This is a genomic window from Bradyrhizobium sp. B025 (genome assembly GCF_042257955.1).
Lineage (GTDB): Bacteria > Pseudomonadota > Alphaproteobacteria > Rhizobiales > Xanthobacteraceae > Bradyrhizobium > Bradyrhizobium diazoefficiens.
Genome location: NZ_CP170150.1, coordinates 8,374,786 through 8,393,074, shown reverse-complemented (window position 1 = coordinate 8,393,074; position 18,289 = coordinate 8,374,786). Strand labels below are relative to the sequence as shown.

Annotated in this window: 19 protein-coding genes; 12 read left to right on the top strand and 7 right to left on the bottom strand. The window is 66.3% G+C overall.

Annotated elements, in window-relative coordinates:
* Positions 1–225: 225 nt before the first annotated feature.
* From ACE10W_RS39805 to ACE10W_RS39795, 3 genes are all read right to left on the bottom strand, one after another.
* Complete coding sequence (locus tag ACE10W_RS39805; RefSeq protein ID WP_011083023.1) at positions 226–1,188, bottom strand: acetyl-CoA carboxylase carboxyltransferase subunit alpha; 963 nt, start codon at positions 1,186–1,188, stop codon at positions 226–228.
* Positions 1,189–1,369: 181 nt separating this feature from the next.
* Entirely contained in the window at positions 1,370–2,326 is a 957-nt protein-coding gene (xerD, locus tag ACE10W_RS39800; protein WP_028175814.1) for a site-specific tyrosine recombinase XerD, read from the bottom strand.
* A 17-nt stretch (positions 2,327–2,343) separates the two neighbouring features.
* Positions 2,344–2,490 (bottom strand): hypothetical protein, encoded by a 147-nt coding sequence (locus ACE10W_RS39795; protein WP_011083021.1) that lies wholly within the window; start codon positions 2,488–2,490, stop codon positions 2,344–2,346.
* Between the two features lie 171 nt (positions 2,491–2,661).
* On the opposite strand from ACE10W_RS39795, the gene ACE10W_RS39790 reads away from it, so the two are divergent.
* The 3 genes from ACE10W_RS39790 to ACE10W_RS39780 all read left to right on the top strand — a co-directional run bounded on the left by ACE10W_RS39790 (position 2,662) and on the right by ACE10W_RS39780 (position 5,827).
* Positions 2,662–3,285 carry a shikimate kinase gene (locus ACE10W_RS39790; protein ID WP_028175815.1) on the top strand — a complete coding sequence of 208 codons (624 nt, stop codon included), beginning with the start codon at positions 2,662–2,664 and terminating at the stop codon, positions 3,283–3,285.
* Positions 3,282–4,430 carry a 3-dehydroquinate synthase gene (gene aroB / locus ACE10W_RS39785; RefSeq protein ID WP_028175816.1) on the top strand — a complete coding sequence of 383 codons (1,149 nt, stop codon included), beginning with the start codon at positions 3,282–3,284 and terminating at the stop codon, positions 4,428–4,430. Before ACE10W_RS39790 ends, aroB begins: the two co-directional genes overlap by 4 nt.
* Positions 4,431–4,522: 92 nt before the next feature.
* A complete protein-coding gene (locus ACE10W_RS39780; RefSeq protein WP_011083018.1) occupies positions 4,523–5,827 on the top strand; it encodes an HlyC/CorC family transporter in 1,305 nt (434 codons plus the stop codon).
* A 129-nt stretch (positions 5,828–5,956) separates the two neighbouring features.
* Here ACE10W_RS39780 and ACE10W_RS39775 read toward each other — a convergent pair whose 3' ends face one another.
* Positions 5,957–6,226 (bottom strand): BolA family transcriptional regulator, encoded by a 270-nt coding sequence (locus tag ACE10W_RS39775; protein WP_304549316.1) that lies wholly within the window; start codon positions 6,224–6,226, stop codon positions 5,957–5,959.
* A gap of 107 nt (positions 6,227–6,333) precedes the next feature.
* Here ACE10W_RS39775 and ACE10W_RS39770 point away from each other — a divergent pair, with 107 nt between their 5' ends.
* Positions 6,334–6,966, top strand: a complete 633-nt coding sequence (locus ACE10W_RS39770) for a J domain-containing protein (protein WP_011083016.1) — start codon at positions 6,334–6,336, stop codon at positions 6,964–6,966.
* A gap of 216 nt (positions 6,967–7,182) precedes the next feature.
* Here ACE10W_RS39770 and ACE10W_RS39765 read toward each other — a convergent pair whose 3' ends face one another.
* Positions 7,183–8,286 carry a citrate synthase/methylcitrate synthase gene (locus ACE10W_RS39765; protein WP_304549314.1) on the bottom strand — a complete coding sequence of 368 codons (1,104 nt, stop codon included), beginning with the start codon at positions 8,284–8,286 and terminating at the stop codon, positions 7,183–7,185.
* Positions 8,287–8,364: 78 nt separating this feature from the next.
* On the opposite strand from ACE10W_RS39765, the gene ACE10W_RS39760 reads away from it, so the two are divergent.
* Complete coding sequence (locus tag ACE10W_RS39760; RefSeq protein WP_011083014.1) at positions 8,365–9,582, top strand: citrate synthase family protein; 1,218 nt, start codon at positions 8,365–8,367, stop codon at positions 9,580–9,582.
* 153 nt (positions 9,583–9,735) lie between these two features.
* Here the strand turns inward: ACE10W_RS39760 and ACE10W_RS39755 are convergent, their stop codons facing one another.
* Positions 9,736–10,395 carry a DedA family protein gene (locus tag ACE10W_RS39755; RefSeq protein WP_304549312.1) on the bottom strand — a complete coding sequence of 220 codons (660 nt, stop codon included), beginning with the start codon at positions 10,393–10,395 and terminating at the stop codon, positions 9,736–9,738.
* 311 nt (positions 10,396–10,706) lie between these two features.
* On the opposite strand from ACE10W_RS39755, the gene cobS reads away from it, so the two are divergent.
* From cobS to ACE10W_RS39720, 7 genes are all read left to right on the top strand, one after another.
* Positions 10,707–11,690 (top strand): cobaltochelatase subunit CobS, encoded by a 984-nt coding sequence (cobS, locus tag ACE10W_RS39750; RefSeq protein WP_370139181.1) that lies wholly within the window; start codon positions 10,707–10,709, stop codon positions 11,688–11,690.
* Positions 11,691–11,693: 3 nt separating this feature from the next.
* The gene (locus ACE10W_RS39745) at positions 11,694–12,104 is read left to right on the top strand and encodes an N-acetyltransferase (RefSeq protein ID WP_304549311.1); all 411 of its coding nucleotides are present in this window, start codon (positions 11,694–11,696) and stop codon (positions 12,102–12,104) included.
* Positions 12,101–14,008: a cobaltochelatase subunit CobT gene (gene cobT / locus ACE10W_RS39740; protein ID WP_011083010.1), complete on the top strand. Its 1,908-nt coding sequence runs from the start codon at positions 12,101–12,103 to the stop codon at positions 14,006–14,008. The genes ACE10W_RS39745 and cobT overlap by 4 nt, the downstream gene beginning before the upstream one ends.
* Positions 14,005–15,075: an esterase-like activity of phytase family protein gene (locus ACE10W_RS39735; protein ID WP_304549308.1), complete on the top strand. Its 1,071-nt coding sequence runs from the start codon at positions 14,005–14,007 to the stop codon at positions 15,073–15,075. The genes cobT and ACE10W_RS39735 overlap by 4 nt, the downstream gene beginning before the upstream one ends.
* A 43-nt stretch (positions 15,076–15,118) precedes the next feature.
* Positions 15,119–15,820 (top strand): hypothetical protein, encoded by a 702-nt coding sequence (locus ACE10W_RS39730; RefSeq protein ID WP_304549306.1) that lies wholly within the window; start codon positions 15,119–15,121, stop codon positions 15,818–15,820.
* 150 nt (positions 15,821–15,970) lie between these two features.
* Positions 15,971–17,083, top strand: coding sequence for an NADH:flavin oxidoreductase/NADH oxidase (locus tag ACE10W_RS39725; protein ID WP_304549305.1), 1,113 nt, complete (start codon positions 15,971–15,973; stop codon positions 17,081–17,083).
* Positions 17,084–17,252: 169 nt separating this feature from the next.
* On the top strand, positions 17,253–17,660 hold the full coding sequence (locus ACE10W_RS39720; RefSeq protein WP_304549304.1) for a hypothetical protein: 408 nt from the start codon (positions 17,253–17,255) through the stop codon (positions 17,658–17,660).
* Positions 17,661–17,858: 198 nt separating this feature from the next.
* On the opposite strand, the gene ACE10W_RS39715 is transcribed toward ACE10W_RS39720, so the two are convergent.
* The gene (locus ACE10W_RS39715) at positions 17,859–18,104 is read right to left on the bottom strand and encodes a PilZ domain-containing protein (protein WP_028175824.1); all 246 of its coding nucleotides are present in this window, start codon (positions 18,102–18,104) and stop codon (positions 17,859–17,861) included.
* Positions 18,105–18,289 lie beyond the last annotated feature (185 nt).

Genomic DNA, 18,289 nt, shown 5'->3' with positions numbered 1-18,289 from the left:
AGTAGCATGGTCAACAGAGACTAAATGGACGCGACTTTGGGCCTTACTTGGGCCTTCCGGCCCAATTGGGACTCAGATCGCCGATTTGGGCAAAAAAAGGGTTAATGCGGGGTTACCGGGCTCCAACCGTCATTCCGGGGCGCCCGAAGGGCGGATCCTGAATCTCGAGATTCCGGGTTCGATGCTTCGCATCGTCCCGGAATGACGACGTCGAGGCCGCCCGAATCAGCCCAGTTTCCGGCCGATATCGAGGAATTTCTGCCGACGCTGCTTGCGGATGGCGTCGCCGTCGAGGCCGCGGAGCTCGTCAAACGCCTTGGCGATGGCCTCGCCCGTGGTGGCGATCATGGCGGCGGGGTCGCGGTGGGCGCCGCCGACCGGCTCCTTCAAAATGCTGTCGATCACCCCGAAGCGGAGCATGTCCTGGGCGGTGATCTTCATGTTGTTGGCGGCTTCCTGCGCCTTGGTGCCGTCGCGCCAGAGGATGGAGGAGGCGGCCTCCGGCGAGATCACGCTGTAGATCGCGTGCTCCAGCATCAGCACCCGGTTGGCGGTGGTGATCGCGATGGCGCCGCCCGACATGCCTTCACCGGTGATGATGGCGACGTTCGGCACGCCCAGCGACAGGCACGCATCGGTCGAGCGCGCGATCGCCTCGGCCTGGCCGCGCTCCTCGGCGCCGATGCCGGGATAGGCGCCGGCGGAATCGGCGAGCGACAGCACCGGCAGGCCGAATCGCTCGGCCATCTCCATCAGCCGCACGCATTTGCGATAGCCCTCGGGCCGCGCCATGCCGAAATTGTGCCGGATGCGGCTCTCGGTGGAATCGCCCTTTTCCTGGCCCATCACGCAGATCGGCTCACCGCGGAAGCGGCCGAAGCCGGCGACCAGGGCCTCGTCCTCGCCGAACTTGCGGTCGCCGGCGAGCGGCGTGAATTCGGTGATCAGGCCCTTGATGAAGTCGTTGAAATGCGGCCGCTGCGGATGACGCGCGACCAGCGTCTTCTGCCACGGCGACAGGTTCGTATAGAGGTCGGCCAGCGCCTGCGCCGCCTTGTCCTCGATCCGCCCGATCTCGTCGGTGATGTCGGTCCCGGAGGCCGCGAGCGTCCGCAGCTCGTCGACCTTGGAGTCGAGCTCGGCGACGGGCTTTTCGAAGTCGAGATAGCTGCGCATCTGGTCTTGCATCAACTCAATATAGGGAGGACGGGGCGAGGCGGCGAAGCGATTTCGGACCTGGGGAAAGAAGTGTAGCCTCTTCAATGAGTTGGCTTGTGGGCTTCTGGGCAGCCCGCCAATTCAATCGTGAGGCCACGGCTCTTTCTGCGGAGATGTGGCCGAAGTCAAGGCGGTTTCGGCTGCGGCAGGCCTACTTCTCCGCCAGCGGGTGCAGGTCGCGCACCAGGCTCTTGAGCCGCTCCTCGACCACATGGGTGTAGATCTGGGTGGTCGAGATGTCGGTGTGGCCGAGCAGGGTCTGCACGATGCGTAAGTCAGCGCCGTTGTGCAGGAGGTGGCTGGCAAAGGCGTGGCGCAGCACGTGCGGGGAGACCAGCCGGGCCTGAAGCCCGGAGGCGACCGCGAGCTCCTTGAGGTCGCGGGCGAAATGCTGCCGGGTCAGATGCCCGCTCTCGCCGAAGGAGGGGAACAGCCATTTCGAGGCGGCAACGCTGGTCTTCTTGTCGGATTTCGCGGCTTCGGTCGCGGCGAGATAATCCGCCATCGCCTGCCGCGAGGCCTCGTTCAGCGGCACCAGTCGCTCCTTGTTGCCCTTGCCGCGCACGACGATCATGCGGGCGTCGCGCTTGGCCGCCGTGCGCGGCAGCGCCACCAGCTCGGAGACGCGCAGGCCCGTGGCGTAGAGCACCTCGAGCAGGCAATAGAGCCGCAAGGCGCGCAGCCGCTTCGAGGGCGAGGCATCCTCCGCCTCGCTCAATTCCCTGGCGCGGCGGAGCATGCGGTCGACATCCGCGATCGACAGCACCTTTGGCAGGCCGCGGCCGCGTTTCGGGCCGGACAGGATCGCGGCGGGATCGTCGCCGCGAATCCGCTCGTTCAGCAGGAAGCGGTAGAGATGCCGCATCGCCGACAGGCGGCGCGCGACGCTGGTGGATTTGAAGCCACGCGTGTCGAGATCGGCGAGATAGTCGCGCAGCGTTTGGGTTTCGGCGTCCGCAAAACTGTGGCCGACGCGGCCCAGAAACTCGGAGAAGTCCGTGAGGTCGCGGCGGTAGGCATCGAGCGTATTGGGGCCGGCGCCCTGTTCCGCCGCGAGCATGTCGAGGAACAGGCCGGTGAGCTTGGCGTCTGAGGGCTTTGCACGCATGCCCTGGAGGCTAACCCCTATTTCTTGAGAAACTTATCCGGCGGGATCGTCACCGACATTTCCCGCGGCTTGGGATTGACGAAGTTCGCCAGCGCGAAAATCACGCCATAGACGATGCCGGCGATCACGGCGACGACCGTCAGGAAGCGGAACAGGCTGGGCATCGGTCTGGGGTCTCTGTAGGGGACTTGGCAGGCAAATTAACCAATGAAATCATCCAACATGTTCGCCGTTTCGTGGCAAGAGTCCTCTGGCGAGGCCCCCTTTGGGGTCGTATAGGTGGCCAAAGCAGGCCGTTTTTGGCGGCAGATCGAGCGAGATCCAGAGCGAGACCCATGTCCGACGCCGCGTTGCCGATACAAGCATCGCCTGAGGCCGACATCCTGTCGGCGCTCGGGGCGCGCTCGATCGTGCTCGTCGGCATGATGGGGGTGGGCAAATCCACCATCGGCCGCCGCATGGCGGCCCGGCTCAAGCTGCCCTTCGTCGATGCGGACACCGAGATCGAGGCGGCGGCCGGCATGACCATACCGGAGATTTTCGAGCGCCATGGCGAGGGCCATTTCCGCGACGGCGAGGCCCGCGTGATCGCGCGCCTGCTCGACGGCGGCCCGGTGGTGCTGGCGACCGGCGGCGGCGCCTTCATGCGCGAGGAGACGCGCGCACGCATCGCGGCCAAGGCGGTCTCGATCTGGCTGAAGGCCGACCACGACGTCATCATGCGCCGCGTCCGCCGCCGCGCCGACCGCCCGTTGCTCCAGACCGCCGACCCCGAGGGAACCGTGACGCGCCTGCTCACCGAGCGCGAGCCGGTCTACAGCCATGCCGACCTCACCATCGCCTCGCGCGACGTGCCGCACGACAAGATCGTCGAGGAGTGTATCGAGACGCTGCGCGCCCATCTCTGCGGCGAACAGGCCGCCCAACCACCTGCCGACGTTGCGAGTGCCGTACGATGACTGCGCCGTTGAAACATTCCGATCCCGTCAACGTCGACGTCGCGCTCGGCGACCGCGCCTATGACATCGTCATCGGCCGCGGCGTGCTGGCCTCGCTCGGCGAACGGGTCGCAGCGCTGCGCCCAGGCGTGCGCACGGCTGTTGTCACCGACCGTACCGTTGCAAAGCACTGGCTCGAGCCGGCCGAAGCATCGCTCGCGGCCGCCGGCATCCCGACGTCGCGCATCGTCGTCGAGGAAGGCGAGATCTCCAAGACCTATGCCGGCCTGGAAAAGGTCAGCGAAGCCCTGATCGCCGCGAAGATCGAGCGCAACGATCTCGTCATCGCGCTCGGCGGCGGTGTGGTCGGCGATCTCGCCGGCTTTGCCGCCGCGATCCTGCGCCGCGGCGTCGATTTCGTGCAGGTGCCGACCTCGCTGCTGGCGCAGGTCGATTCCAGCGTCGGCGGCAAGACCGGCATCAACTCGCCGCAGGGCAAGAATCTGCTCGGCGCCTTCCACCAGCCGGTGCTGGTCATCGCCGACACCGCCGTGCTCGACACGCTGTCGCCGCGCCAGTTCCACGCCGGCTATGCCGAGGTCGCCAAATACGGCGTGCTCGGCGATGAGGCCTTCTTCACCTGGCTGGAAAAGAACCATTCCGACATCTTCAAGGGCGGATCAGCGCGCGAGCACGCGATCGCCACCTCCTGCCGTGCCAAGGCCGGAATCGTCTCGCGCGACGAGCGCGAGACCGGCGAACGCGCGCTGCTCAATCTCGGCCACACCTTTGGTCACGCGCTGGAAGCTGCGACCGGCTTCTCCGACCGTCTGTTCCACGGCGAGGGCGTCGCGATCGGCATGACGCTGGCGGCGCAGTTCTCGGCCAAGCTCGGCATGATCGGCGAGGCCGACGCGGCGCGCGTCGAGCGGCATCTCATCGAGGCCGGCCTGCCGACCCGCTTGCAGGACATCGCGGGCTTTTCGCAGGAAGGGCTTGCCGATGCCGACGCGCTGATGGCCCTGATGGCGCAGGACAAGAAGGTCAAGCGCGGCAAGCTCACCTTCATCCTGCTGGAGGCGGTCGGGCGCGCCGTGATCGCAAAGGACGTCGAGCCGGCCCCGGTGCGCGACTTCCTGAAAGAGAAGCTCGCGCAGAAGGCCTGATGCGCGGCTGAATTTCGTGAAAGCGTTTTCGAGCGAAGTGGGGACCGGTTCGCGCAAGGAAAACGCGTCAAGACAAGAAACTCGAGTGGTGCATGGACTGGCTCGGATTCACCATCGTCGTCCTCTGCCTGCTGGTCTCGGCGTTCTTCGCGGCGAGCGAGACCGCGCTGACCGGCGCCTCGCGCGCCAGCATGCTGCGGCTCTCCAAGCAGGGTAATCACGACGCCGACGTCGTCTCCCAATTGCTCGACATGCGCGAGCGCCTGATCGGCGCGCTGCTGCTCGGCAACAACATCGCCAATATCGGCGCCTCCGCGCTCGCCACCGCCATCTTCACGTCCTGGTTCGGCGATGTCGGCGTGCTCTACGCCACCGGCGTGATGACCGCGCTGGTGGTGATCTTCGCCGAGGTGCTGCCCAAGACCATCGCCATCAACGCGCCCGACCGCATGGCGCTTGCGGTCGCGCGCCCGATGCGGCTGACCATGTATGTGCTGGGGCCGCTCCTCAAGATCGTCGAAGTCATCGTGCGCCTCTTGATGCGCCTGTTCGGCCTTGCCGGCGAGCACCAAGCCATCCTGTCGCCGACCGAGCGCCTGCGCGGCGCGGTCGACCTGTTGCATCACGAGGGCAAGTTCGAGAAGCAGGACCGCGACATGCTCGGCGGCCTGCTCGACCTGCGCGAGCTCCAGGTTTCCGACGTCATGATCCATCGCACCGAGATGATGATGATCAACGCCGACCTGCCGCCGGAGGAGCTGCTGCGCGAGGTGCTGGCGACCGAATACACCCGCATTCCGCTCTGGCGCGAGAAGCCGGAAAACATCATCGGCGTGCTCCACGCCAAGGATCTCTTGCGCGCGATCCGCGCCTCCGAAGGCGACACCTCGCGCATCGACGTCTCCACCATCGCGCTGCCGCCCTGGTTCGTGCCGGAGATGCGCCCCGTGTCCGAGCAGCTCAAGGCGTTCCGCCGCCGCAAGACCCATTTCGCGCTCGTCGTCGACGAGTACGGCGAAGTCGAAGGTCTCGTGACGCTGGAGGACATTCTGGAAGAGATCGTCGGCGACATCTCCGACGAGCACGACGTCGTGGTCGCCGGCGTGCGCGCCCAGCCGGACGGCTCGGTCGTGGTCGACGGCTCGGTGCCGATCCGCGATCTCAACCGCGCCATGGACTGGCATCTGCCCGATGGAGAGGCAACCACGGTCGCCGGCCTCGTCATTCACGAGGCCCGCTCGATCCCCGATCGCGGCCAGAGCTTCACGTTTCACGGCTTCCGCTTCCGCGTCCTGCGCCGCGAACGCAACCGCATCACCGCGCTCCGTATTTCACCGGTGCCGCGCGAGGCCGAGATGGAGGAAGCCAAGCCGAGAAGGGCGGGGACGTCGTTCTAGTTCTGCTTACGTTGCCGACTTGCATCGTCATTCCGGGGCGCCCGAAGGGCGAACCCGGAATCTCGAGATTCTCAGGGGCGCAATTGCGCCCCGTAGTTCGATGCTTTGCATCGCCCCGGAATGACTGGGCTACCCTTCCCCCGGCGCCTGCGCGTGGATGGCGAGCGCGTGCACGCTGCCGGAGAGTTCCGCGGCCAGCGCCGCATTTATCATGCGGTGGCGATCGACCCGGCTCTTCCCTTTGAAGGCTTGAGACACAATATAAACGCGAAAGTGCGTCTCGCCGCTGGGCCGATGGCCGGCATGGCCCTCATGCAGATGTGACTCGTCGACAACCTGCAGGCTTTCCGGCGTGAAAGCTTCCTGCAACTTGTTGCTGATAATGTCGCTCATAGCCATGTGTGTGCCATTCAGGTGCAGAGGTCGCACTCCGTTATTTGCCGGGTTCGCAGCTAATTGCAATGTCAAGACTTGAAGGTTTTTGCATTGCGTAGTCAAAGTCAGCCATGCCGATCGATTCATCAAAGTTCTTCGACTCCATCCGCGTCAAGCCGCGGGGCAAGCAGCCCGAGGTGAAGCCGCGCGACACCGCGGTCGCGTGCGAATGGGCCGGATGCCAGAACAAGGGCGCACACCGCGCGCCGAAGGGGCGTGAGAACCAGCGCGAGTACTGGCACTTCTGCCTCAATCACGTGCGCGAGTACAACCAGAACTACAATTTCTTCTCCGGCATGAATGCCGACGCCGTCGCGCGCTACCAGAAGGATGCGCTGACCGGCCACCGCCCGACCTGGAAGATGGGCGCCAACGGCGGCAAGAAGGGTGCGGAAGCCGATATCGACATGGCGTCCGATCCGTTCAGCATGTTCTCTGAGATCAATGGCCGCGCCAACTGGCGGAAGGGTCCGGACGCCCAGCCCAAGGCCGAGACGCGCAAGGTGATGAACGCCGAGCGCAAGGCGCTCCAGGTCATGGGCCTCGGCCCCAGTGCCACGCTCGCCGACGTCAAGAGCAAGTACAAGGCGCTGGTGAAGCAGCACCACCCCGACGCCAACGGCGGCGACCGCTCGACCGAAGACCGCCTGATCGAGATCATCAAGGCGTATAATTATCTGAAGACGGTGGTGCGGGAGGCGTAAGCCTCTCCACGTGTCAATGTTGCGATAACCGCCGCTACACTCTCCCATGTCGTCCCGGCGAAGGCCGGGACCCATAGCCCCAGGGAGTAGTTTGGCGAAGACTCGGCGTTCGGCACGCCTACTTTGTTGCAATCGATAAATCACGCGGTATGGGTCCCGGCCTTCGCCGGGACGACGGCGGAGTAATTGGCCCCGCCGTCATGCTCCCGCTACACGCTACTCGCCCGAATCCTCCGGCACCGCCCCCACATAAGACGAACTCGGCCTGATCAGCCGCCCGGTACGCTGCTGCTCGCGCGCATGCGCGGTCCAGCCGGCGGCGCGCGCCACCGCGAAGATCGGCGTGAACGCCTGCCTTGGAATCGCGAGCGCATCGAGCAGGATCGCGGTGAAGAACTCCACATTCGTCTCCAGCGGCCGGTCCGGGTTCTTCTTGCGCAGCGCTGCGCGGATATAGGCCTCGACCTCGCCGGCAAACGGCAGGTCGGCGCCGTTGGAGGCGAGGGCCTCGATCGCGGTCTTCAGCACGTCGGCGCGCGGATCGCGCACGCGATAGACGCGATGCCCAAAACCCATCATCCGCTCGCCGCGTGCGAGCGCGGCATCCACCCAGGGCTGGATCCGCTCGCGCGAGCCGATCGCATCGAGCATTTCCAGCACCGGCTCCGGCGCGCCGCCATGCAAGGGACCGGTCAGTGCGCAATAGCCGGCGGTGACGGCTGCGAACAGATCGGCCTGGGTCGAGGCCACCACGCGCGTGGTGAAGGTCGAGGCGTTCATGCCGTGGTCGCAGACGGTGACGAGATAGGCATCCAGCGCCGTGACCTCGCGCGTTGCCGGCGCGCGCCCATGCAGCATGCGCAGCGTGTCGGCGGCGTGGCTCGCGCTCGGATCGGGCGCGACCGGCTCGAGCCCCTTGGCGCGCCGGACCAGCGCGCCTGATATCACCGGAAAGGCGCCGACGATGGTCGCCTCATGCTCCAGCCCGTGTTCGGCGCGAAGGCCCGCGACGGCCGCGCGAAACCCATCGACGATTCCCATGCCGTGCGTCGCCGGCAGCAGCTCGGCGAGCCGCGCGAAGGCGCGCTCGCGTGCGGCGCCCAGGCTCGCCCGCACATTGGCCTCGCTCAGCGAGGTCTTGCTGGCGCCGTTCCAGAGCCGGGCGGTGACGCCCTCAAAGCTCGATTTGGCGGCCAGCCGGCCGACATGCTCGCCGGCGATGATCAGCTCGCCGCGCTCGCCGTCGACATGGCTCAGCACGGTCTCGGCCGCGGGAACGCCGTCCAGCCCGATCTGACTTTTGGTGAGGTGGATGTTCATGGCCCAAATCTCCTGTTCTACGCAGGTCAAAAATCGGGCCTCTCGACAGATTGATCAATCTTGATTACATAAATCAATATGAAAAATTCTGATGAGCTCTACCTCTCCGCCCGGGAGGCGGCCGCCGAACTCGCGATCTCGCCGGCCACGCTCTACGCCTATGTCAGCCGCGGCCTGATCCGCTCCGAGCCGACGCCGGATTCGCGCAAGAACCGCTACCGCGCCGAGGACGTCCGCGCCCTGAAGGAGCGCCGGGTGCCGTCGCCGGAGCCGCGCGGGCTGCGCAGCTTCGATGCCGACTTGCCGGTCATGGACACGGAGATCTCGACCATCACCGAGGAGGGCGCGATCTATCGCGGTGTCAATTGCGTCGACCTCGCCGAGAACGACACGCTGGAGCACACGGCGACGCTGCTCTGGGACGTCTCCGGCGTCGATCCGTTTGCGCCTGACAATCAGCCCGAGATATCCGAGGAGATGCGCACGATCGCAGGCGCCGCGCGCCGCGCTGCGCCGATCGACCGCGCCATCGCCGTGCTGGCGCTGGCCGCGAGCGCCGATCCCCGCGCCTTCACCCGCGCCCCCGATGGCCGCGCCATGGTCGGCGCGCGCATCGTCCGCCTGCTGGTTGCGACCATGCTCAATGCGGAAGCCTCGGCCGAGCCGCTGCACCAGCAGGTCGCGCGCGTCTGGGCGGCGGACAACAAGCATGCGCCCGATCTGATCCGCCGCGCACTCGTTCTGCTCGCCGATCATGAACTGAACGCCTCGACCTTCACCGCGCGCTGCGCGGCCTCGACCGGCCTCAATCTCTACGACGCCGTCATCGCCGGCCTCGCCGCGCTGAAGGGACCCAAGCACGGCGGCGCCGGCGTGCTGGCTTCGCAACTGGTGAAAACGCTGGTCGACCGCGATGTCGCTCCCGTGGTGCGCGAACGCGTCGCGCTCGGCGAGCGCTTCGCCGGCTTCGGCCACGGCGTCTACAAGCGCGGCGATCCCCGCGCGCAATCGCTGCTGAATGCGCTGTCGCGCGCCGGCGCGCCGCGCAAATTCACGCGCGAAGTGCCGGAGCGGATCGCCGAGGCGACCGGCGAATTCGTCAATATCGACTATGCGCTCGCCGTCCTCGTGCATGCCCTGCGCCTGCCTGCGGGCAGCGAGCTCGCGCTGTTTGCGATGGCCCGCAGCGTCGGCTGGATTGCGCACGCCAGCGAGCAATTGCAGTTCGGCAAGCTGATCCGCCCGCGCGCGCGGTACGTTGGACCCGCGCCGGGGCGGCGGACGGGCGGGTCCTAACCTCTCCCGCTTGCGGGAGAGGTCGCGCCGGAGGCGCGGGTGAGGGCTCCCTCCTCTTGGGGGTTCTCGATTGTGGATGCACCCTCCCCCACAACCCTCCCCCGCAAGCGGGGGAGGGAGCGCACCTCCGTCCGCCGTGGCAGCCAAAGCTAATCAGACCCGCGGCTTGGCCGCCGCGACACCACCACCGCTCCGCCGACGATAGATCCAAACCGTCACGCTCAGCACGATCGCACCGCCGATCACGGCGAGCATCCAGATATGCTTGCCGACATGCTCATGGTGCGGCAGCCCGGCATATTCGTGCAGGGCCGACACCGCCAGCACGCCCGGCAGCACATGCGCGGGGGCCCAGACCAGGATCGCCGGGATGTTGATCGCGTAGAAGCGGGCAGGGGGCATCCCGAGCGCGCCGGCCGTGACCGGGACAAATGCGCGGATCGGCGGCACGAAGCGGGCAAAGAACACGGCCCAGGTGCCGAAGCGGAGGAAGAAGTTTTCGCTCTCCTCGACCACGCGCGGATAATTAGTCAGCGGCCAGGTGTTGAGGATCTCGCGCTGCTGCCGGTGCCCGATCCAATAGGCCGAGCCGTCACCCAGCACGGCCCCGAGCGCGGCCGCCAGCAGCACCCAGCCGAGTTTCAGCTCGCCGCCCGGGATCAGGGCGCTGAGCGCCAGGATGATGGTCGAGCCCGGGACCACCGATCCCACCACCGGAACGGCTTCCAGAAGCGCTGCCAGGAACAGGGTCAGATAAGCCAGCCACGCGTGGGCCGAGACGAAAGCGATGAAGGGATCGAGGAATGACGTCACGTCGTCTTTCGTGGTGGGAGGGGTTACGCCGGTCCAGACCCTACATAAGTAAGGAGAGGCGGTAAAAGTGCCATTCGCGTGGGCAGGCCAGCTGGTCCGCCCGAAATTCGAGCGTGATTCGCAGGGCAGCCTTCCAAAAATCGCGTTCCTTGCCTATCTAAATGAAAAGACAACGGAACTTTGATTGGAGGGCGGGCTTCTGCCCGCACGTTGTCTCTGATAGGTTCGCAAACGCACCCAGCCGCAGCCACCGTGCAATAACTGGTCTCGGGATCGCCCGGGGCCTCGGAGGATTGATGACGACCGCCGCCATGTCCAAAGTTGAGGAAGTTTCCGGTTTGCCCGACATGAAGGTGTCGGTGCGCCAGGTGTTCGGGATCGACAGCGATCTCGAAGTGCCGGCCTATTCCGAAGTCGATCCTCATGTGCCTGAAGTTGATTCCGACTACCGCTTCGACCGCGCCACCACGCTCGCCATTCTCGCCGGCTTCGCCCGCAATCGCCGCGTGATGGTGACCGGCTATCACGGTACCGGCAAATCCACCCATATCGAGCAGGTCGCCGCCCGCCTGAACTGGCCCTGCGTGCGCGTCAACCTCGACAGCCACATCAGCCGTATCGACCTCGTCGGCAAGGACTCGATCGTGGTCCGCGACGGCAAGCAGGTCACCGAATTCCGCGACGGCATCCTGCCTTGGGCGCTCCAGCACAACGTCGCGCTGGTGTTCGACGAATACGACGCCGGCCGTCCGGACGTGATGTTCGTGATCCAGCGCGTGCTGGAAGTCTCCGGCCGCCTGACGCTCCTGGATCAGAACAAGGTGATCAAGCCGCATCCGTCCTTCCGGCTGTTTGCGACCGCCAACACGGTCGGCCTTGGCGACACCTCGGGCCTCTATCACGGCACCCAGCAGATCAACCAGGGCCAGATGGACCGCTGGTCGATCGTCACTACGCTGAACTATCTCAGCCACGACGAGGAAGTGGAGATCGTCCTGGCGAAGGCCAAGCACTATCGCACCCAGGAAGGTCGCGACATCGTCAACAAGATGGTGCGCCTCGCCGATCTCACCCGCAACGCGTTCGCCAATGGCGATCTGTCGACGGTGATGAGCCCGCGCACGGTGATCACCTGGGCGGAAAACGCCGACATTTTCGGCGATATCGGCTTCGCCTTCCGCGTCACCTTCCTCAACAAGTGCGACGAGCTCGAGCGTCCCCTGGTCGCGGAGTTCTACCAGCGCTGCTTCAATGCGGAGCTGCCGGAATCGGCAGTCAACGTGGCGCTCAGCTGACCCATGGCCACCATCACCGTCGAGCGCACCATTGGGACGACCAAGAAGGCTGTGCTCGCCGGGCTCGGCGCCTATAACGACGAGCACTTTGGGAAGCAGAAGGTCAGGAGCATCGCGGTCTCACTGAAGGACCGCCGCAAGATCGTCGGCGGCATCGTCGGGCATCTCTGGGCCGCGGTTCTGTTCATCCAGTACTTCTGGATCGACCAGAAGCAGCGCGGCAAGGGTTTTGGGACGAAGCTGATCGCGGCGATCGAGGATGAGGCGAGACGGCATGGCGCGATCCAGGCCTATGTCGACACGATGAGTTTCCAGGCGCCGGGCTTCTATCGTTCCTGCGGGTACGAGGAATTCGGCACTCTCAAGGGCTATCCCGGCGGCGTGACGCGCCATTCGTTTACGAAGTCGCTATGAGCACATCATCATCCAATTCCAAATTCCGTAACAGCAAGGAAGCGCCGACCGAGCCGTTCAAGCGCTCGGTGGCTTCCTGCCTGAAGGCGATCGCGAAATCGCCCGAGCTCGAGGTCTCCTTTGCCGCCGAGCGGCCGGGCCTTGCGCCCGGCAAGGCGCGGCTGCCCGAGCCGGCGCGCAAGATGACCAAGCGCGATGCCGCCATCGTGCGCGGCCACGCCGATTCCATCGCGCTGAAGCTCGCCTGTCACGATCCGAAGCTGCATCGCAAGCTGATGCCGGGCAATCCGCAGGCACGCGGTGTGTTCGAAGCGGTCGAGCAGGCGAGGGTGGAGGCGATCGGCGCGCGCCGCATGGCGGGCGTTGCGAAAAACCTCACCGCGATGCTCGACGACCATTTCCATCGCGGCAAGTTCGACGAGATCACCGACCGCGCCGACGCGCCGCTGGCCGATGCGCTGGCGATGCTGGTGCGCGAGCGCCTCACCGGCATGGCGCCGCCGACGGCTGCGAAGAAGATGGTCGATCTCTGGCGGCCGATTCTCGAAGACAAGATCGGCAAGCGCCTCGACCGGCTCGACGGCGTGGTCGAGGACCAGACCAGGTTCGGCGACGCCGTGCATGACCTCTTGTCGGCGCTCGAGCTCGGCGACGAGCGCAACGCCGACAGCGAAGAGAATGACGACGACGACGAAAACCGCGACGGCGACAACGACCAGTCCGGCGCCGAGGGCTCGCCCGATTCCGATGCCGCCCAGGAGATGAGCGCCGACCAGGCGCAGGCGTCGAGCGAGGAGATGAGCGAGAGCGCGATGGAAAGCGCGCAGGCCTCGACGTCAGACACGTTCGACGACGGCGAGCTCGGCGACGACGAGACGCCGGGCGAGGCGACGCGTCCGAACGCGCACGGGAAGAACGAGCCGCGCGGGCCGGAATATCACGCCTTCGCGCCGAAATTCGACGAAGTCATCGCCGCCGAAGACCTCTGCGACCATGACGAGCTGGAGCGCCTGCGCGCCTATCTCGACAAGCAGCTGGCGCATCTGCAAGGCATCGTCGCCCGCCTCGCCAACCGGCTGCAGCGCAAGCTGATGGCGCAGCAGAATCGCGCCTGGGAGTTCGATCTCGAAGAGGGCATCCTCGACCCCGCGCGGCTGTCGCGCGTGGTGACCGATCCCTATCACCCGCTGTCCTTCATGCACGAGAAGGAGGCGACGTTCCGCGACACCGTGGTGACGCTGCTGCTCGACAACTCCGGCTCGATGCGCGGCCGCCCGATCACGGTGGCGGCGACCTGCGCCGACATCCTCGCCCGCACGCTGGAGCGTTGCGGCGTCAAGGTCGAGATTCTCGGCTTCACCACGCGCGCCTGGAAGGGCGGGCAGTCGCGTGAAGCGTGGCTTGCGGCCGGCAAGCCGGCCAATCCCGGCCGTCTCAACGATCTCCGCCACATCATCTACAAGTCCGCCGACGCGCCCTGGCGCCGTGCGCGGAAGAACCTCGGCCTGATGATGCGCGAGGGACTCCTCAAGGAGAATATCGACGGCGAGGCGCTGGACTGGGCGCACAAGCGCCTGCTCGGCCGGCCCGAGCAGCGCAAGATCCTGATGATGATCTCGGACGGCGCGCCGGTCGACGATTCCACGCTGTCGGTCAACGCCGGCAACTATCTCGAGCGGCACCTGCGCCACATCATCGAGGAGATCGAGACCCGCTCGCCGGTCGAGCTGATCGCGATCGGCATCGGCCATGACGTCACGCGCTACTATCGCCGCGCAGTGACGATCGTGGACGCCGAGGAGCTCGGCGGCGCCATCACCGAGAAGCTTGCCGAGCTGTTCAGCGAGACGGCGACCGCACCGCAGCCCTCGGCAAGCCGTCCGCGCCGCAAACTGCATTCGTGAGCACGCTTCGATCCCGCCGCAGCTTCCTTGGCCACGCGGCGGCGGGATTTTCCACTTTCGCACTGTCCCGATTTGCGCAGGCGCAAGCCACGACCGAGCCGCCGCCGCGGCCGCTCCAGGTCGAGCGCGCCGTCGCCGAGCCCGTCAGCATCGAGGTCAACGCGCGGCCGATCCCGAATTTCGAGCCGCGCGACCGCTCGCGCACGCGCTTCGGTTCGCTGGAGTATCGCAGCGGCCTGGTGCTGACCTCGCCCTATCGCGGCTTCGGCGGCCTGTCCGGCATCCGGCTGGATGCGAAAGGCGAACGTTTCCTTGCGGTCTCCGACCAGGGCGGCTGGTTCACCGGGGCCATCCGCTATTCCGGCAGCAGGATGACCGGGCTCGACGACGTCGAGGCCGCGCCGCTGCTCAATGCGGAGGGACGGCCGATCACGGAAAAGCGCCTCTGGTGGGATTCGGAGTCGCTGACGCGCGACGGCAATGTCGTCTATGTCGGGCTCGAGCGCGTCAACCAGATCCTGCGCTACGATTTTTCGAAAGGCGGCACGCGCGCCCGCGGCGAGGTGATCCAGGTGCCGCCCGCGTTGCGCAAGCTGCCGCACAACAAGGGGCTCGAGGGGCTGGTCTTCGTCCCGAAGGGCCAGCCGCTCGCCGGCACCCTGATCGCCTTCTCCGAGCGCGGGCTGGACGCCGACGGCAATCTGGTCGCGTTCCTGATCGGCGGCCCCACGCCCGGCCAGTTCAGCGTCCGCCGCACCGAGAAGTTCGACATCAGCGACGCGGTGCTCTTGCCGTCGGGCGAGCTGCTCATTCTCGAACGCAAATTCTCCTGGTTCACCGGCGTCGACATCCGCATCCGCTCGATTCCCCTGAAATCGATCGCGCCGGGCGCGGTGGTCGACGGCCCTGCGCTGTTCAAGGCCGATCTCGGCCAGGAGATCGACAACATGGAAGGCATCGACGCCCACGTCACGCCCGCGGGCGACACCGTGCTGACGCTGGTCTCGGACGACAATTTTTCAATGCTCCAGCGTACGCTGCTGCTCCAGTTCACGCTGGTGGAGTGAAGTCATCGTTGAACGCGGTGGCTTTTGGCCGCGACAAACCATCATGCAATTCCGCTGTGCCATCGCTGCTGCGCTCTTCGTCGTGCTTGCCGACCTGCCGCAGGCGCACGCCACGGCCGAGCACACCTATGCGAAGGGCGAGTACGGCATCATCTCGGGCGGGTGGGCGCCGAACAAGCGGCTCGCCATCGCCGTCCATGGTGAGGGCGACGGCGCGCATGATAAATTTCACGCCTATCTGATGGCGGAGCCGGGTCATCGCCGACTTATGACGCTCGACAACGTCAACGACGACAACATCCTCGACACTGCGCCGGATGCGTTCCACGCCGCCTGGTCGGCGGACTCGCGCTACGTCGCCGTCACCTTCCGCAGCGAGCGCCACATCGTCACGCTGAACCTCTACGCCGTCGACGACCGCCGCGCGCGCCTCGTCGATGCGCCGGACCTGTTCCGCGACGCGACCGGCCGCAGCATCGATCGCAAGACCGACGGCGATATGCGCACATCGGTACCCGCGCTGACATGGCAGGCGCAGCGCCGCTTCCATCTCACCGACTACCGCGTGTTCGTCCTCGACGACACCGCGTTCGCGGACAAGCTCGGCCCGCTCGGCAAGGCGACGGCGATGAAGGATGGCCGCACCACGATCCAGTTTTCCGCCGAGGCCGACGGCGAGCTGCTGCCCGACGGCCGCATCCGCATGGGCAAGCCCAGGGCGGGCCAGTTCGAGGAGCTGGAGTAGGGCGGCGGCTGAGTTGATGTCGCGATCCCGTGATCATATGACGCGCGCAATGCATGCCGCCACGGGCGGGCATGTCCGCCGCGCGGCTAGCAATCCGGCATCCGCTCACTACACTTCCATGATTGCCCTCCATCCCCCGGAACTCCCTGCATGAGCGCCCTGTTTTCCCCGATCAAGCTGCGCGGCCTGACCTTGAAGAACCGCGTCGTGGTGTCGCCGATGTGCCAGTATTCGGCCGACGAGGGCGTTCCGACCGACTGGCACTTCACCCACATCAACAATCTTTCGCTCTCGGGCGCGTCGATGTTCTGCATCGAGGCGACCCATGTGGAAGCGATCGGCCGCATCACGCCGGGCTGCCTCGGGCTCTACAGCGACGCCGCCGAAGCCGCGCTGAAGCAGATTCTCGCCTCCGTGCGCAAGCATTCCACGACCGCGGTCGCGATGCAGCTCGCCCATGCCGGCCGCAAGGCCTCCAGCGCGCGGCCCTGGGACGGCGGCCAGCTGATCCCGGTCAGTGACGGCGGCTGGCAGACGGTGGCCCCAAGCGCGCTGCCGCACAAGGAGGGCGAGGCCGCGCCGCTCGCGCTCGATGCCGCGGGCCTGACGCGCATCCGCGAGGCCTTCGTCGAGGCTGCGATACGCGCGGAGCGGATCGGCATCGACGCCATCGAGCTGCACGGCGCGCACGGCTATCTCCTGCATCAGTTCCTGTCGCCGATCTCGAACCGGCGTACCGACGAATATGGCGGCAGCCTGCAAAACCGCATGCGCTTCCCGCTCGAGGTATACGACGCGGTGCGCGCCGTGTTCCCGCACGACAAGCCGATCGGCATGCGGGTGTCGTCGACCGACTGGGTCGAGGGCGGCTGGGATCTGGCGCAGACCATCGAATTCGCCAGCGCGCTGAAGGCGCGCGGCATCGACTGGATCGATGCCTCCTCCGGCGGAGTCTCGCCGCTGCAGAAGATTCCGCTCGGCCCCGGCTATCAGGTGCACTTCGCAGACGCCATCCGCCGCGAGACGGGACTGCCCACCATCGCCGTCGGCATGATCTCCGATGCCAAGCACGCCGAGGAGATCGTCGCCTCCGGCAAGGCCGACATGGTCGCGCTCGGCCGCGGCATGCTCTACGACCCGCGCTGGGGCTGGCACGCCGCTGCCGAGCTCGGCGGCGAGGTCGAAGCTCCGCCGCAATACTGGCGCTCGCAGCCGTCGACGCAGAAGGCGCTGTTCGGCAAGACGACGTTCGGGGCGAGGTAGGGGGCGCATGCGAGGCGCAAGGACAGCGGCATCACCACAGGGAGTAACTCGATAGGTTTAAGTTGCGGGATCGCAGCCGTTCCCTCACGCATCCGTAACATCCCTCGGCTTCCACCTCCCGCAAAACTGGCCTAACCTTCGCACGTTCAACGCCTCACGGAGGCCCGCCATGCGTTATCCTGTCCGCAAAGCTGCTCACATCTTCGAGCGCGTGGGCCTAGCGATGGCAGGCGCGGCGTGCGGACTGTTCGTCGGCGCCTATGTCGGGTCGGCAATCCCCGTGCTCACCACGCAGGGTTTCCTGGTGCTGATGATGGCGCTGGGCGCGGTCGGCTTCTATCTCGGCATCGACACGCCGCAGCTGCCCTTCGACGAGGCGCACAGCGCCATCGACGCCGCGGAATTTTTGAGCTCCGCCGGCACGCTCTGCGCCACGCTCACCGCGCTCGCCTCCGTCGCCGTCATCGTGCTGCGGCTCGATCCGCACCTGGCCTGGACCTGGCTCTCCCTGTTCGGCTGGATCGGCGGCGTCGCCATGCAGATCGTCGCCGGTGCGAAGGCCAGGATGCGGACGTAGGCAAAGCCGTCGCCGCAAATTCCGGTGTCGTCCTGGCGAAAGCCAGGACCCATTACCCCAGGGAGAAGTTTGGCGGAGACTCGTCGTCCGGTACGCCTACCATCCACAACCGATAGATTCCGCGGTATGGGTCCTGGCTTTCGCCAGGACGACCATGGAGCGAGAGGCTACGGCAGAGCCAAGGAGGCAGCTCGCGCCTCAAAACACCACGCCGACCCGCGAGCCGCGCTTCCAGGCGATGCGGCAGCGCTTCTTGGTGTTGACGTGCAGCAGCTCGAACCTGTCGGGGATGCTCACCTGGCCGCCGAGATCGACGCAGGCCCCGCCGGGCGAATAGTCGATCAGCGTGCAGGGGATCACCGGCGCGCGCGGGTCGGTGATGATCTTGGCCTGGCGCGATACCAGCCCTGCGGGTTTTACACGGGCGAACTTTCGCGGATGCATTGGCACATCTCCTCCAATTCCGCGGATAGCGCGGGTGGTCTCTTCCCAATGATCGACGGGAGTTGATGCGATCCGACTAAGGTGGGCGGGAGAATTTTAATGAAAAGTAGCGGCGAATGGCGAAAGCGGCGGTAGCGGGGTGCGACGGCGTTGCCTCAAGCTCCGCCGTCGGCGCCAGCGCTCCA

Excerpts from the sequence above, each read along its gene's own strand:
- ACE10W_RS39805 (WP_011083023.1), bottom strand. The coding sequence starts at position 1,188 with ATGCAAGACCAGATGCGCAGCTATCTCGACTTCGAAAAGCCCGTCGCC.
- ACE10W_RS39730 (WP_304549306.1), top strand. The coding sequence starts at position 15,119 with ATGCAATTCCGCTGTGCCATCGCTGCTGCGCTCTTCGTCGTGCTTGCC.
- aroB (WP_028175816.1), top strand. The coding sequence starts at position 3,282 with ATGACTGCGCCGTTGAAACATTCCGATCCCGTCAACGTCGACGTCGCG.
- cobT (WP_011083010.1), top strand. The coding sequence starts at position 12,101 with ATGAGCACATCATCATCCAATTCCAAATTCCGTAACAGCAAGGAAGCG.
- ACE10W_RS39765 (WP_304549314.1), bottom strand. The coding sequence starts at position 8,286 with ATGAACATCCACCTCACCAAAAGTCAGATCGGGCTGGACGGCGTTCCC.
- ACE10W_RS39720 (WP_304549304.1), top strand. The coding sequence starts at position 17,253 with ATGCGTTATCCTGTCCGCAAAGCTGCTCACATCTTCGAGCGCGTGGGC.
- xerD (WP_028175814.1), bottom strand. The coding sequence starts at position 2,326 with ATGCGTGCAAAGCCCTCAGACGCCAAGCTCACCGGCCTGTTCCTCGAC.
- ACE10W_RS39745 (WP_304549311.1), top strand. The coding sequence starts at position 11,694 with ATGGCCACCATCACCGTCGAGCGCACCATTGGGACGACCAAGAAGGCT.
- ACE10W_RS39790 (WP_028175815.1), top strand. The coding sequence starts at position 2,662 with ATGTCCGACGCCGCGTTGCCGATACAAGCATCGCCTGAGGCCGACATC.
- ACE10W_RS39725 (WP_304549305.1), top strand. The coding sequence starts at position 15,971 with ATGAGCGCCCTGTTTTCCCCGATCAAGCTGCGCGGCCTGACCTTGAAG.
- ACE10W_RS39780 (WP_011083018.1), top strand. The coding sequence starts at position 4,523 with ATGGACTGGCTCGGATTCACCATCGTCGTCCTCTGCCTGCTGGTCTCG.
- ACE10W_RS39775 (WP_304549316.1), bottom strand. The coding sequence starts at position 6,226 with ATGGCTATGAGCGACATTATCAGCAACAAGTTGCAGGAAGCTTTCACG.
- ACE10W_RS39715 (WP_028175824.1), bottom strand. The coding sequence starts at position 18,104 with ATGCATCCGCGAAAGTTCGCCCGTGTAAAACCCGCAGGGCTGGTATCG.
- ACE10W_RS39795 (WP_011083021.1), bottom strand. The coding sequence starts at position 2,490 with ATGCCCAGCCTGTTCCGCTTCCTGACGGTCGTCGCCGTGATCGCCGGC.
- ACE10W_RS39770 (WP_011083016.1), top strand. The coding sequence starts at position 6,334 with ATGCCGATCGATTCATCAAAGTTCTTCGACTCCATCCGCGTCAAGCCG.
- ACE10W_RS39760 (WP_011083014.1), top strand. The coding sequence starts at position 8,365 with ATGAAAAATTCTGATGAGCTCTACCTCTCCGCCCGGGAGGCGGCCGCC.
- cobS (WP_370139181.1), top strand. The coding sequence starts at position 10,707 with ATGTCCAAAGTTGAGGAAGTTTCCGGTTTGCCCGACATGAAGGTGTCG.